Genomic DNA, 15,259 nt, shown 5'->3' on the forward strand with positions numbered 1-15,259 from the left:
GCATGAGCACACTCGACACCTCCACCGTACGCGTCGACCGCGACCGCCTCACCCGGCTCCTCGGCGATCCGGGCTGTGCCTGGCTGGTGAACCGAGCGCGCCGCCGCATGGAACGCGGCGAGCCCCTCACCGGCCCGGTCACCCTGGCCGCCCCTACCGACGGCGAGCGGACCGCCGCCGAGCGACTACTGGGCCGTGCCCCGGGCACCGGGCGCTCACTGAGCGTACGGCTCGACGAGGTCGACGCCCTCCTGCGCCGCTCCGGCGTCAGCCCCGACGGCCTGGCCGTCGCCGTCATCGCCCTCACCGGGCCCGTCACCCTCCTCAGCGACGCCCGCGAACAGGAAGCGAACGCCTGGCGGGACGCCTACGCGCCGCTCACCGCCCTGTGCGTCGAGCGGCCCGAACTGGCCGACTGGAGCGCGCAGATACGCCGTAGCGGCCTCCTCCGCCGCCTCGCGCATACCCCGGACGCCGCCCGGGCCCTCCTCGCCTCCACCGCCACCGTCCTGCGGGGCCTGCCCGCCGATCCGGCTGTCTCCCTCCCGGCCTTCGCCGCCCGCACCCTGGGCAATGCCCACGCCCTCGATGACAACACCCCGCTCGCCACCCTCGTCCTGTCGGGCATCCGCGCCCTGACCGGCTTCCCCGACGGCACCGGAGCCGAGTGGCGCCGCGAGGCGTGGGCCTCCACGGGCCTGCTCAAGGACGCCCTGTCCTCCACCGTCCTCACCCTGGGCCTGCGCGGCACCCCCGCCCTCGACTGGACTGCCGGCACAGGGGAACCGGCCGTACTCACCCTGCGCCAGCTCACCCGCACCCCGCCCCTCGCAGAGCCCCGGGTGGTGCACGTCTGCGAAAACCCGACCGTGCTCGCGACAGCGGCCGACGCCCACGGCCCCGCCTGTCCGCCCCTGGTCTGCCTCCAGGGCCAACCCTCAGCCGCCGCCCTCACCCTGCTGCGCCACCTGCACGCCCGCGGAGCAAAACTGCTCTACCACGGCGACTTCGACTGGGGCGGCCTCCGCATCGCGACCGCCTTGTTGCAACGCGTCCCCTGGCACCCCTGGCGCTACACCACCTCCGACTACCGCACGGCCGCCGCCACCAACCCCCTGGCCCCACCCCTGACCGGCACACCCGCCGACGCCTCCTGGGACCCTGAGTTACGCCCGACCCTCACCGAACTCGGCGTACGCGTCGAGGAGGAGACCGTCCTCGACGACCTCCTGACCGACCTCGCGTCCTGACGCCTCCATGGCGTCCTTCGGCAAGATCGGCCGCCGATCACGGCTTGGCCTCGCTCGCACCGGAGGTCCAGAGAATCAGCAGCGGACCGACATCGACGTCGGACCACCCGGGCATCGCTGTCGCGGGTGCCATGAGCAGCGCCAATGGCACCTGACAGCCCATCGGAACAAGCGTCAAATGAGCAACACGAGCGCCATTTCGGTGTCAGGAAACTGCCCGTACCACCCACACCGCACACAATATGCACTCGTACCGCCCGCTCAGCCGTCAAGGCCTCACTTTCAGACGGTCCGGCCGCCACATATTCGCCCATGCGCGTACCGGCCGCGCTTCTGGTCCCATCGGATGCCGGAAGGGGCGCAGAGGATCAACCTCAGCCCAGGGGGTCAGTGCCGCCGCGGGGTCGCCACGCTCGGGAAGCCAGGGAGCGAGCCGCTGCCAGACCTCGCCCGCGTGGGCGGGACGGTCGAGCGGGTCCTTGGCAAGCAGCTGGAGTACGAGGGCTTCCAGGTCGCTGGGGGTTTCGGGGCGCAGATCGCGCAGAGGGGTGGGAGGCCGATCGAGGATAAGGCCGGGGAGCATGAGTTCCGAGCGGTGCTCGAAGACGGGTTCGCCGGCGAGCATCTTGTGAAGCAGACAGCCGAGGGCGTACAGGTCGGTGCGGTGGTCAATCGGTTTGCACAGCACCTGTTCGGGGGCCATGCACTCCAGGCTGCCGGGCCGCTCTCCAGTGGCGGTGAGCTTGGCGGTGCCGGGTTCCAGGAAGGCGGCGACGCCGAAGTCGAGGACCTTGACCACGCCGTCGGTGCGGATGACGACGTTGCGGCCCTTGAGGTCGCGGTGGACGACGTCGCGGGCGTGCACGGAGCCGAGGACAGAGGCGATCTGCACCCCGACCGAGGCGGCCTCCTGAACGCTCAGCCGTTCCTGTTCGGCGATCCGGTCGTCCAGGTCGATGCCAGTCACATACTGCATGACCAGGAACCGGGTGCCCTTATCTTCACCGAGGTCGTAGACAGTGGCGATGCCGGTGTGGTCGAGGCGGGCGGCGGCCCGGGCTTCACGCTGGAACCGTTCGGCATCTCGGGACCGCTCGTTCTCAGTCAGGCCAGGAGTCACCTTCATGGTCTTGAGCGCGACATCGCGGCCAAGGTTTTCGTCGTGGGCGAGCCAGACGACGCCCATCCCGCCGGATCCGATCTCCTGCTTGATCCGGTAGCGCTTGGCGATCACAGGTCCGATGTCCATGTGCGGGGCGACTCCGTCCGGGTCAGTCTGGTCCGTGGCCCGATGCGGCCGCGGGGCGGGCGCATCGGAGAGAGTGTGGCATGGGCACGGCGCATCCGTGTCCCACACACCACCACAGTTACGTATTGACTGAGTTCACAGCTACATGTTGTGATGTGCAACGTACGATCAAGGGGAGTGCGGCGCGCTGCTGACGCCGGGTCGATACCTTTGCTCCCGGACCGCTTCTGGAACGAGTGGGGAACACGTGGACGTCTTCGAAGTGCACCGGCGGCTCATCCGGGACTACAAGGAGTACACCTCCGGGTCAGTGGTGATCGACGACCGCCGGATCGACGAGAAGGTGTCGAAGTCGCTCGCTGACGGAGACCAGTGGCCCGACCCCTACCTCTCCCTCAACCCGAGCTTTGCATCCGGCGGGTCGGTCGAGGATCTTGCACACCCGTCGGGGCTGCTGCACCCGGAGTGCGCGAATATCTTCCGTACGGGCAAGGAAGAGCGGGGCGAGACCGTACGCCCGATCCGCTTCCACCAACACCAGCGGGAAGCAATCGAGGCTGCCCGGTCGAGGTGCTCATACGTTCTGACCACCGGCACTGGCTCCGGCAAGAGCCTCGGCTACATCGTGCCCATCGTCGACCGGGTACTGCGCGAGAAGGAGGACGGTGCCGCACCCGGCATCAAGGCGATCATCGTCTACCCCATGAACGCCCTCGCCAACAGCCAGGAGCGCGAGCTGAAGAAGTTCCTCACCGCCGGATACGGCAAGGGGAACGAGCCGGTCACCTACGCCCGCTACACCGGCCAGGAGACGCAGCACGAGAAGGATGCCGTCCTCGATTCGCCGCCCGACATCCTGCTCACCAACTACGTGATGCTGGAGCTGATGCTCACTCGGCCCGCCGAGCGAAGGAAGCTCATCGGGGCGGCCAAAGGGCTGCGCTTCCTCGTCCTCGACGAGCTGCACACCTACCGGGGGCGGCAAGGCGCCGACGTGGCCATGCTGGTGCGGCGGGTGCGCGAGGCCTGCCAGTCGCCCGCCCTGCAGTGTGTGGGCACGTCCGCGACGATGGCCACCGGCGGCACGCCCGCCTCGCGCCGCCGTGAGGTCGCCCGAGTCGCCTCAACCCTCTTCGATACGGAGATCTCCCCGGAGCACGTCGTCGGCGAGACCCTGGTACGGGCAACCGGCGACGCCACGCCCACGCCAACCGAACTCGCCGCGTGCGTAAAGGAGAACAACCCGCCTGCGGAGTACGATCAGCTCGCCGCCTATCCGCTGGCCCGGTGGATCGAGACGACCTTCGGCCTGGTCGAGACCGAGGACGAGGACGGCAGCACGCTCCTGGTGCGCGCCGCCCCCGTCACCGTGGAGGCCGCAGCCCGGCTGCTGCGCTCCGAAGCATTCGACATCGAGGACGGCGACCCCGAAGAGCGGTGGTACGCCGCCTGCGCTGAGGCCATCAGGGCCACCCTCCAGGCGGGCTCGCGCGCCCGCGGCCCCGAGGACCACCGCCCTCTGTTCGCCTTCCGGCTGCACCAGTTCCTTTCCAAAGGTGGTTCCGTCTACGTCTCCCTGGAGCCGGCGAGCGAACGCCACATCACCCGCACCTATCAGCAGCGCGTCCCGAACGCCCCCGAGAAGCTGCTGCTTCCGCTCTCCTTCTGCCGCGAGTGCGGGCAGGAATACCTGACGGTGGCCCGCGAGCAGCTCGACGACGGCAGCATGTCCTTCCGTACACGGGAGGATGAGGACGACGAGCAGGGGTATCTGTACGTCTCGGCCGTCAACCCCTGGCCGGAGAAGGTCGGAGACGCCATCGAGCAGCGGCGCTTCCCCGACAGCTGGCTCACCTTCGACGAGCGCAAGGGCGCCCCGGTACTCACCGCAAGTCGCAGGAAGCGGGCGCCACAGCCGGTGTGGGTGCGCCCGGACGGCACCGGTGGGGGCAAAGTGAATGGCGGGCTGTACGCGGCCTACATGCCGGCCCCGTTCCTGTTCTGCTTGGAGTGCGGCGTCGGCTACGAGCAGGTCAAGGAACGGGACTTCGCCAAGCTGATGACCCTCGACCAGGAGGGCCGGTCGACTGCCACCTCGGTCGTCAGCGCCTCGATCGTGCGTCACCTGAAGAGCCTTCCCGCGTCGGAACTCAAGAAGGACGCACGAAAGCTGCTCACCTTCGTCGACAACCGACAGGATGCGAGCCTCCAGTCGGGGCACTTCAACGACTTCGTCATGGTGACCCAGCTGCGCGGCGCCCTCTACCGGGCGATGGTCACGGCCGGCGAAAAGGGACTGCGCTGGAAGCGGCTCGGCGAGGAGGTGGTAGCGGCGATGGGGCTCTCCCCGCACGAGTACGCGGCCAACCCCACCGAGATCGACGAGCTGGCCGAGGGCACGCTCGAAGCGCTGGCCGCAATCGCCGAGTACCGCCTCTTCCTGGATCTGGAGCGCGGCTGGCGCGTCACCATGCCCAACCTGGAGCAGACAGGGCTCCTCGGCTTGGAGTATGGGGGCCTGGACGCGATCGCCGGCGACGAGGACCGGTGGAAGGACGCCGCGGGCCCGTTGCGGACGGCCACGCCCGAGGTCCGACGCCGGCTGTCCACGGTCCTCATGGACGAGCTGCGCCGCCAGCGCGCCGTGGACACCCCGTACTTCACCGAAGCCAAGTTCGCCGAGCTGCGCAAGGAGTCGGCGAGGCTCAACGATGCGTGGGGGATCGCCGACACGGAGTCGGCGCCGCCGATGGCCGGTGTCGCCGTCGCCCGGGCAGGGCGACCGGGCCGCACCGGACGGGGCCGTAGCGAGCTGAACCTCACGGGCCGCGGTGCCTTCGGCCGTCATGTCCGCAAGCCCGCCACTTTCCCTCAGTGGGGGCAGGGACTCTCACTGGACGAAGCCCAGGACGTCATCCGCGACCTGCTCGCTGTCCTGGCAGCCGGCGGGGTCCTCACCGAAGTCTCCCAGGGGCGGGGCGAGGAGCCCGGCTACCGGATCAACCACACGGTGATCCGCTGGCACGCCCGGGATGAGGACCACGGCGCGGTGGACCGGCTGCGCCGCACCTACCGCGACGAACGCGGGCCCCGCGTCAACGCCTTCTTCAAGCGCCTCTACCAGGACATCGCCGCCACCTTCGCCGGTCTGCACGCCGCCGAGCACACGGCGCAGGTCCACCCAGAGATCCGCCAGGAGCGCGAGGACCTGTTCAGCGAAGGCACCCGGCTTCCGCTCCTGTACTGCTCACCGACGATGGAGCTCGGCGTCGACATCGCCAGCCTCAACGCGGTCAACCTGCGCAATGTGCCACCGACGCCCGCCAACTACGCGCAGCGTTCGGGCCGTGCAGGCCGCAGCGGGCAGCCCGCCCTCGTCACCACGTACTGCGCGACCGGCAACAGCCACGACCAGTACTACTTCACCCGGCGCGACCAGATGGTGGCCGGCGCCGTCGCCCCGCCGCGTCTGGACCTGGGCAACGAAGATCTGCTCGCCTCACACGTCCACGCGATCTGGCTCGCCGAGACCGGGCTCGAGCTCAGCCGCTCCATGACCAAGCTGCTCGACTCCGACGGCAAGAATCCCTCGCTCACGGTGGTGCCGTCGGTGGCCCAGCAGATCGACGACCGGGACGCGCAGCGGCGCGCCCTGGTCCGGGCCAGCACCGTCCTGGACGGATGTCTCGACCTGCTGCGTTCCACCTCCTGGTGGCACGAACAGTGGCTGGAGCAGACCGTCAAGGCCGCGCCGGGCAGCTTCCGCAAGGCCTGCGGACGCTGGATGACCCTCTTCCGACGCGCCCTGCAGGAACGGGAGATCCAGCACGACAACATCCTCAACCGCACCGCCACCGGCCGCTCCAAGGATCAGGCCAAGCGCCGCCGCGCCCAGGCCGAGAGCCAGCTCGCCCTGCTCCGCAATGAGCAGGGCGGCGAGCGGACCGTGATGTCCGACTTCTATCCGTACCGCTACTTCGCCTCCGAGGGCTTCCTGCCGGGCTACTCCTTCCCCCGGCTGCCGCTCGCCGCCTACATCCCGGGCACGGGCCGCACCAGCCGCGGCGGCTACGACGGCGACTATCTGCAGCGGTCCAGATTCATCGCGATCCGCGAGTTCGGGCCCGGCGCGCTGATCTACCACGAGGGCAGCCGCTACAAGGTGGACCGGGTACAGCTGCCGCCGGACACCGCCGGCGAGCTGACCACCGAGAGCGCGAAGGTCTGCGGGCGCTGCGGCTACCTGTCCCCGGAGGAGCTGCGGGAGGACACCTGCGGGGGCTGCGAGAGCGGCCTCGGTGACGCCCGGACCGGCCTGCTGCACCTGCACACCGTCTTCACACACCGCCGCGACCGGATCTCCTCCGACGAGGAGGAACGCCAGCGCACCGGCTACAAGGTGGAGATCTCCTACCGCTTCAAGAAGCACGAGGACGGCCGGGACGGTTCGCTGCGGGCCACGGCGCAGGCCGCGTCCGGACGCGCCCTCGCGGAGCTGGCCTACGGCGACAGCGCCACCGTCCGGCTCACCAACCTCGGCTACCGCCGGTCCGTCGGCAAGGGCGAGATCGGCTTCTGGATGGATCCGGTGACCGGAGAGTGGCTTGCAGGCAACACCTCCAAGCCCGGCGCGGCGGGCCCCGGCCGGGAATCGCTCCAGGAGCAGGAGGGCCTCGCGGACGCCGAGAAGGCGAACCGTAAGATGCCCGTGATCCCATATGTGCAGGACACCCGGAACATCCTCGTCGTCAAGCTGGCCGAGCCGGTCGACCGGGACACCGCCGTCACCCTCCAGTACGCCCTGGAGCGCGGCATCGAGGCCGAGTTCCAGCTGGAGGACTCCGAGCTCGACACCGAGGAGCTGCCTCCGTTCGAGGGGCCGCGTGAGCGGCTGCTGTTCATCGAGAGCGCGGAGGGCGGCGCGGGAGTGCTCCGGCGCCTCCAGGCCGAGCCGGACGCCCTCGCGCGCGCCGCCCGCAAGGCACTGGAGATCGCCCACTTCGACCAGCTGGGCCGCGACCGCGGCGACGAGAAGAGCAACGGCGACCCCTGCGAGAAGGGCTGCTACGACTGTCTGCTCTCCTTCGGCAACCAACGCCACCACCGCGCCATCGACCGCCATCTGGTGAGCGAACTGCTGCAGGCCTTCGCGGGCGGGAGCGTCGGCGGCAGCACCCCGGGCCGGTCGCGGGACGAGCATGCGGACTCGCTCAGGCAGGGGGCCGACTCCCGCCTCGAGGAACGCTTCGTCGAATACCTGAGGTCGCACGGCCACCGGCTCCCCGACCACCAGCAGGTCAAGGTGCGCGAGGCCCTGTCCAAGCCGGACTTCGTGTACGACACCGGATTCGGCCCGGTCGCGGTCTTCGTCGACGGCCCGCATCACGATCACTCCGACATCGCGCTGCGCGACGAGGAGGCGGAGGAACGGCTGAAGGAGATCGGTTGGGACGTGGTCCGGGTCCGGTACGACGACGACTGGTCGAAGAAGGTCGCCGAGTACCCTCAGGTGTTCGGCGAACCACGCCGCTGATCGCGGCCGGACACGCGTTCCGCTGTTCCGGCCGACGGGATCGTGCACCCCGCCGGCCGGCTGTTCCCAGCACGACTCACCGCCCGATCCGCCCACGACATCCATCCCGGAAGGCCCGTATGACCACCGCCGTCCCGCCGGCCCCGAAGTACGCCGTCGGCTCCCTCGTCCACGCCCGGGGCCGTGAGTGGGTAGTGCTGCCCGACTCCACCGAGGAGCTGCTGGTGCTGCGCCCGCTGGGCGGGGCCGATGTCGACATCGCGGGGGTGCTGCCCGGACTGGAGACCGTGGTGCCCGCCACGTTCGCCCCGCCCACGCCCTCCGACCTCGGCGACCAGCACACCGCAGGTCTCCTGCGCACGGCCCTACGGATCGGGTTCCGGGCCGGGGCCGGTCCCTTCCGGTCACTGGCGTCGATCGCCGTGGACCCACGTCCGTACCAGCTCGTGCCGCTGATGATGGCGCTGCGCCAGGACACGGTGCGGTTGCTGATCGCCGACGACGTGGGCATCGGCAAGACGGTCGAGTCGGGGCTGATCGCCGCCGAGCTGCTCGCGCAGGGCGACGCCCGCGGCCTGGTGGTGCTGTGTTCACCCGCGCTGGCCGAGCAGTGGCGGGCCGAGCTGCACGGCAAGTTCGGCATCGACGCGCGTCTGGTGCTGCCCGCCACCATCGGCCGTCTTGAGCGCGAGACGCCGTACGGGCAGTCGGTTTTCCGCCAGGACGGCGCTTACGTCGTGTCGACCGACTTCATCAAGTCTCCCCGGCACCGCGAGGACTTCCTGCGCAACTGCCCCGACCTGGTGATCGTCGACGAGGCGCACACCTGCGTCGCGGACTCGACTGCCCGTGTCTCGGAGCGCACCTCGCAGCAGCGGTACGGGCTGCTGCGTGCACTCGCCGACGACCCCACCCGGCACCTGCTCCTGGTCACGGCTACCCCGCACAGCGGCAAGGAGGAGCCCTTCCGCCGACTGCTCGGGCTGCTGGACGAGCGCCTCGCCATGGTCAGCTTCGACACCCGTGCAGGGCGTGAGCTCCTCGCCGAGTTCTTCGTCCAGCGCCGCCGGGCCGACATCCGCGAGGACTTCCAGGACGGCGCACACTTCCCCTCCACCCGCGACTCCGCCGAGGTCTCCTACACCTTGCACCGCGACTACCGCAGGTTGCTCGGCGAGGTCCTGGCCTACGCTCGCGAGACGGTGCGCTCCGCCGACGGTGCGCTCCAGCAGCGGCAGCGCTGGTGGTCCACGCTCGCGCTGCTGCGCACCCTGTCCTCCTCGCCCGCCGCCGCCGTACGATCCCTGAACACCAGGGCGGGCGTGCAGGAGGCGGACACCCCCGACGAGGTGGACCGCACCGGGCAGTCGACGGTCTCCGACCCGGCCGACAGCGACAGCACGCAGACCGCCGACGAGGTCCCGGGCAGCCTGTTGCCCACTGCCGTGCCCACGGACGGCGACGAGATCGGCGACGAGGAGAAGGCCCGGCTGGTGGCCATGGCCGTGGCTGCCAAGAAGCTCGCCGGGCCCACCCGTGACGCCAAGCTGAAGAAGCTCGTGACGACGGTCACCGACCTGCTCGACGCCGGCTACCGGCCGATTGTGTTCTGCCGCTACATCGCGACCTCCGACTACGTGGCCGACCACCTGACGAAGGTGCTCAACAAGAAGGGGACCGAACACCGGGTGGCGGTCGCCTCAGTCACCGGCGAGCTCTCGCCCGATATGCGGCTGAACCGGATCGCCGAGCTGACCGGCGCCGACGAGAACGGCGATCCGGCACCTGAGCGACGCGTCCTGGTGGCCACCGACTGCCTGTCGGAGGGCGTCAACCTCCAGGAGTCCTTCGACGCCGTCGTCCACTACGACCTGGCCTGGAACCCGACCCGCCACGAGCAGCGCGAAGGCCGAGTCGACCGCTTCGGGCAGCGCACCGACACCGTGAAGGCACTCACCCTGTACGGGGCGGACAACCCGGTCGACGACATCGTCCTGAAGGTGCTGCTGCGCAAGCACGAGCACATCCGCCGCGCCACCGGCATCTCGGTCCCCGTGCCGCAGCAGGCGGAAAGCGCCATGCAGGCGGTCTTCGAGGAGCTGATCCTGCACGGCGAAACCCCCGCCTTCGAACAAGAGGGGCTGTTCGAGCGGGACCAAGTACCCGCCGCCGAACAGTTGGAGATCGCCTGGGAATCCTCCGCCGAACGCGAGAAGGTGTCCCGGTCCCGCTATGCCCAGAACACGATCAAGAAGGAGGAGGTGGCTGCCGAGGTCGCCGAGATCCGTGCCGCGCTCGGCACCGGCGAGGAAGTCAGGGAGTTCACCCGCCGCGCGCTCAACGCGCTGCGCGGCGTGCCCGCCGATCGCAAGCAGGGCGGTTTCACCGTGCACACCGACGCCCTGCCGCAGGGCCTGCGGGACGGCGTCACTGCCGCTCTCGGCCCCCGCCATCCGCGCCCGGTCGTCTTCCACGACGCGCCGAGCGCCCCGCGCGGCGAGGTGGCGCTGACCCGTACCGACCCGGTGGTGGCAGCGACGGCCCGCTTCGTCCTGGACACTGCGCTGGACGAGAAGTTCCCGGACTGGCAGCGCCCGGCCCGCCGCTGCGGAGTGGTACGCACTACCGCTGTGCGGCGACCCACCACAATGCTGCTCGTCCGGCACCGTTTCCAGCTGAACCTGCCGACCCGCGACGGCGGGGTCCGCACCCAACTCGCCGAGGACGCAAGGGTGGTGGCCTTCCAAGGCAGGCCCGAAGCACCGCAGTGGCTCCCGGAGGAGGAGGCTCTGGCGCTCCTCACGGCCCGCGCGACCGGCAACTCCGACCCGGGGTTCGCCACCGATCACATCACTCAGATCCTCGCCGCCCTGCACACCGGCCTGATGGACGAACTGCGCTTCCGTTCCAAGGCCGCCGCGAAGGAGCTGGAGGCCTCGCACCACCGCGTCCGCACCGCGGCCAAGGCGCGTCTCGCCGGCCTGAGGGCCGCCCCGCAGGGCGACCCGGACGTTCTGGGCGTCTTCCTCTACCGCCCGGCCGCCACGATCCAGCTGGGAGCGGACGCATGAGCATCGCCAGGACCCTGGTCACCGACACGGTCGCCACCGTGGGCGGCCTGCTGCCGTACGACCTTCTGGTACGGATCAAGGAGGGCAAGGAGCAGTCGGGCGCCAAGCCCGCCGACTACCGGCTCTTCGCCAAGGGCGAGTCGGTACGGGATGCCGCTGAACGCTCCTGGGGCTATCTGAACGGCGTCTGGGCCGCCTACCAGGACGCCCTCGCTCGCGACGGAGCGGACGACGACACCGGTGTGCACGCGGTCGGACTCACCACCGAGCGCTGGCTGCTGCCCCTGTTCGAGCAGCTCGGCTTCGGCGCACTGTCTGCCGTGCCGGAGCCCGGCCTGCCCGCCCACGACGAGGCGAAGGACTTCCCGGTCAGTCACCGGTGGGCGCACGTGCCCGTGCACCTCACCGGCTGGAACGTGTCCCTGGACCGCCGGACCCCCGACGTGGCGCCGCAGGCCCCGCAGTCCATGGTCCAGGAGTACCTCAACCGCTCCGGCGACACAGCCCTGTGGGGTGTCCTGTCCAACGGCCGCCAGCTGCGACTGCTGCGCGAGTCCGCGTCGCTGACCGGCGCCGCGTTCATCGAGTTCGACCTCCAGGCGATCTTCGAGGGGAAGCGGTCCGACGACTTCGTCCTGCTGTGGCGGCTCCTGCACCGCACCCGCTTCGACGGCGAACCGGCCGCGTCCTGCCCGCTGGAGAAGTGGCGCACCGAAGCCATCGATTCCGGCACCCGAGCGCTGAAGGAGCTCCGCAAGGGCGTTGAGACAGCGCTCACAGTGATCGGCAGCGGGCTCATCGCCCACCCCGACAACGGAAACCTGCGCGAGGCCCTGCGCACCCGCACCACCACCGTCCGCGACCTCCACCCTGCCCTGCTCCGACTCGTCTACCGGCTGCTCTTCCTCTTCGTCACCGAAGACCGCGGCCTGCTCCTCGACCCGGAAGCCGCCGACGGCCCACGCGGCCGCTACGAGAAGTACTTCTCCACGGCCCGCCTGCGCCGCCTCGCCCGCCGCACCGGCACCCCGCACGGCGACCAGTGGGAGGCCCTCACCCTCGTCATCAAAGGTCTCGGCGAGCCCGGCGGCCGCCCCGAGCTGGGCCTGCCCGCGCTTGGCGGCCTCTTCGAGTGCACCGACGCCGACCGGCGGTTGGATGGTCTCGCCCTCACCAACGAGGCCCTGTACGAGGCGGTCCGGGCCCTCGCCGTCATCTTCGATGCCAAGCTCGGCAGGCCCCGCAAGGTCGACTACCGGCACCTGGGCGCGGACGAACTCGGCTCGGTCTACGAGTCGCTGCTCGAACTCGAACCCCGCCGGGAGGACGACGGCTCCTACGTCCTGAAGAAGCTTGACGGCAACGACCGCAAGACCTCCGGCTCCTACTACACTCCCTCGCCGCTGATCGACTGCCTCCTCGACTCCGCCCTCGACCCGGTCATCGAGAAGGCGGTCCGCTCGGGGACGACGAAGGAGGAGCGGGAGGCGGCCCTGCTCGCCCTGACCGTCTGCGACCCGGCCTGCGGCAGCGGCCACTTCCTGGTCGCCGCGGCCCGCCGGATCGCCCGCCGCCTCGCGGAAATCCGCACCGACGACCCGGAGCCCGGCGCCGAGGATGTACGGCACGCCCTGCGCGACATCATCTCCCGGTGCGTGTACGGCGTCGACCTCAACCCGATGGCCGTCGAACTGGCCAAGGTGTCGTTGTGGATCGAGGCCATGGAACCGGGCCGTCCGCTCACCTTCCTCGACGCGCACATCAAGCACGGCAACGGGCTTCTCGGCACGACGCCGAAGCTGCTCGCCGACGGTCTGCCGGATGAGGCGTTCAAGGTCCTGGAGGGCGACGAGTCCAAGCTGGTCAGGAACCTGAAGGCTCGTAACGCGAGCGAGCGGGAGCGGTGGCAGGCAGCACTGTGGCACGGTGCCAACCAGGACGCCCTGTTCTCCGAGCAGCATGCGCTGGAGATCTCCAACGCGAGCCTGAGCAGTTCGACTTCGGCCATCACGAACGCCCGGTCGGAGGTCCTGGAGGACGTTCGGAATCAGGCCCGCGCCTACCACGAACTGACCACCTCCAAGGACTACCTGCGCGCCCTGGAACTGGCCGACGCGTGGTGCGCGGCGTTCGTGTGGCACAAGGCCGAGAAGGCAGCCCCGCCCGCCCTCACCACGGACTCCCTGCTCGCCCTGCACTCTGCCGACGGCGGCGCGAGCCTGCCGGCGGGCACGGTGGAGGAGGTGGCGCGACTGCGCGAGGAGTACCGCTTCTTCCACTGGCACCTGGAGTTCCCCGAGGTGTTCCGGGTGCCGGCAGACCCGGCGGCACCGGGGGTGGACGCGCGGACGGGGTGGAAGGGCGGGTTCAGCTGTGTACTGGGGAATCCGCCGTGGGAGCGGGTCAAGCTCCAGGAGCAGGAGTTCTTCGCCACCCGCGACGAAAAGGTCGCCACCGCCGCGAACAAGGCGGCCCGCGAGCGCCTGATCGACGCCCTCGCCGACAGCGCGGAAGAGTCGGACCGGGCGCTGCACGCCGAGTTCGTCGCCGCGCGCCGCCTCTCCGAAGGGGTGAGCCATCTGCTGCGCGGCTCCGGTCGCTTCCCGCTCACCGGGCGCGGCGATGTCAACACGTACGCGGTCTTCGCCGAGGCCGCCTCCCTCGGCATCGCCCCCACAGGTCGCTTCGGCCTCGTCCTGCCGACCGGTATCGCCACCGACGCGACCACCGCGCCGTTCTTCTCAGACCTGGTCCGCTCCTCACGGCTCGCGTCTTTCCTGGACTTCGAGAACGAGGCGTTCATCCTCAGCCGGGACGTGCACCACTCGGTCCGCTTCTCGCTGCTGACCGTCACCGGCCAGGGCGAGCGGGTGGAGCAGGCGTCCTTCGCGTTCGGCACCCGGCATATGGAGGACCTCGACGAGCGTCGCTTCGCCATGCCGCCGGAGGAGATCCTCCTCGTCAACCCCAACACCGGTACCCTGCCGGTGTTCCGCAGCCGCCGAGACGCGGAGATCACCCTCGGCATCTACCGGCGCGTCCCGGTCCTCAAGCGTGAGCCGGACGCGGAAGGGAAAGGAGCCACCAACCCGTGGGGCCTCACCTTCATGACCATGTTCCACATGGCCAACGACTCGCACCTGTTCCGCGGCAAGGCGGAGCTGGAGGCCGAGGGCTGGAAGCTGAAGGGGAACGTCTTCACGGACCCGTCCGACGGACGGCGCTACCTACCGCTGTACGAGGCGAAGATGCTCCACCACTTCGACCACCGGCTCGGCACGTACGAGGGGCAGACGCAGGCCCAGGCGAATGTGGGGACGCTGCCCCGGGTCACGCCGGAACAGCACGACGACCCGGACTTTGCGCCGCTGCCCCGGTACTGGGTGCCTGAGTTCGACGTGGACTCGGGGAAGCGGGACAAGAAGCTCAACCCGATCATGTGGCCGGGGGTGGCGTCGCGGTTGAGGGAGCGGGAGTGGTGGCACGGGTGGCTGATGGGCTGGCGAGACATCGCACGGTCTACGGATACACGGACCATGATTGGCTCAGCTCTGCCAGCCTACGGTGTCGGAGACAAGTTCCTCCTGGCCCTTGCACCACAAGCACCAGCCATCTTGCTGGCAATCTTCGACTCATTCGTCTTCGACTACGTGACGCGACAGAAGGCGTCGGGCACGGCGCTGAAGTACTTCACAGTGCGGCAGCTTCCAGCTGTTACACCCAATGAGCTCAGTCAGATGGACGGGCTCCTGGGAGGTTGCGCCACGAGCTGGATCGTCAATCGGTCCTTGGAACTCTCCTACACCTCCCGCGATATGGCGGAGTTCGCCAAATGCAACGGTGATGAAGGGGCACCGTTTCGTTGGGATGGGGAGCGCCGTGAGCATCTGCGCGCCGAGCTGGACTCTGCACTCTTCCACGCGTACGGGCTCGGCCGTGATGACGTGGATTACGTGATGGAGACGTTCCCCACGGTTAAGAAGCGGGAGCAGGCCATATACGGCACCTATCACACCAAGGACCTCATCCTCGACGCCTACAACCGTATGGAGGAGGCCCGAAGGGCTGGCAACGCGTACCAGACTCAGCTGGACCCACCACCGGGTGAGGGACCCCGCCACGACGCCTGAGTGCGAAGGTCGCAGGCGGAGACGGT

5 protein-coding genes are annotated in these 15,259 nt (G+C 69.7%); 4 read left to right on the forward strand and 1 reads right to left on the reverse strand.

Going from position 1 to position 15,259, the window contains the following annotated elements:
* Window positions 1-2 precede the first annotated feature (2 nt).
* Window positions 3-1,250 carry a TIGR02679 family protein gene (locus HN013_RS02755; protein ID WP_171162531.1) on the forward strand — a complete coding sequence of 416 codons (1,248 nt, stop codon included), beginning with the start codon at window positions 3-5 and terminating at the stop codon, window positions 1,248-1,250.
* Window positions 1,251-1,518: 268 nt separating this feature from the next.
* Here the strand turns inward: HN013_RS02755 and HN013_RS02760 are convergent, their stop codons facing one another.
* On the reverse strand, window positions 1,519-2,499 hold the full coding sequence (locus HN013_RS02760) for a serine/threonine-protein kinase (RefSeq protein WP_171162533.1): 981 nt from the start codon (window positions 2,497-2,499) through the stop codon (window positions 1,519-1,521).
* A 247-nt stretch (window positions 2,500-2,746) separates the two neighbouring features.
* On the opposite strand from HN013_RS02760, the gene HN013_RS02765 reads away from it, so the two are divergent.
* The 3 genes from HN013_RS02765 (at window position 2,747) to HN013_RS02775 (ending at window position 15,233) form a co-directional block, all read left to right on the forward strand.
* Window positions 2,747-8,032: a DEAD/DEAH box helicase gene (locus tag HN013_RS02765; protein WP_171162535.1), complete on the forward strand. Its 5,286-nt coding sequence runs from the start codon at window positions 2,747-2,749 to the stop codon at window positions 8,030-8,032.
* A 119-nt stretch (window positions 8,033-8,151) separates the two neighbouring features.
* Window positions 8,152-11,103: a helicase-related protein gene (locus tag HN013_RS02770; RefSeq protein WP_171162537.1), complete on the forward strand. Its 2,952-nt coding sequence runs from the start codon at window positions 8,152-8,154 to the stop codon at window positions 11,101-11,103.
* The gene (locus tag HN013_RS02775; RefSeq protein WP_171162539.1) at window positions 11,100-15,233 is read left to right on the forward strand and encodes an Eco57I restriction-modification methylase domain-containing protein; all 4,134 of its coding nucleotides are present in this window, start codon (window positions 11,100-11,102) and stop codon (window positions 15,231-15,233) included. The genes HN013_RS02770 and HN013_RS02775 overlap by 4 nt, the downstream gene beginning before the upstream one ends.
* Window positions 15,234-15,259 lie beyond the last annotated feature (26 nt).

The organism is Streptomyces sp. I05A-00742 (assembly GCF_013055795.1).
Lineage (GTDB): Bacteria > Actinomycetota > Actinomycetes > Streptomycetales > Streptomycetaceae > Streptomyces.

Bases quoted from the DNA above. Each gene is read 5' to 3' on its own strand.
- HN013_RS02760 (WP_171162533.1), bottom strand. From the start codon at position 2,499: ATGGACATCGGACCTGTGATCGCCAAGCGCTACCGGATCAAGCAGGAG.
- HN013_RS02770 (WP_171162537.1), top strand. From the start codon at position 8,152: ATGACCACCGCCGTCCCGCCGGCCCCGAAGTACGCCGTCGGCTCCCTC.
- HN013_RS02775 (WP_171162539.1), top strand. From the start codon at position 11,100: ATGAGCATCGCCAGGACCCTGGTCACCGACACGGTCGCCACCGTGGGC.
- HN013_RS02755 (WP_171162531.1), top strand. From the start codon at position 3: ATGAGCACACTCGACACCTCCACCGTACGCGTCGACCGCGACCGCCTC.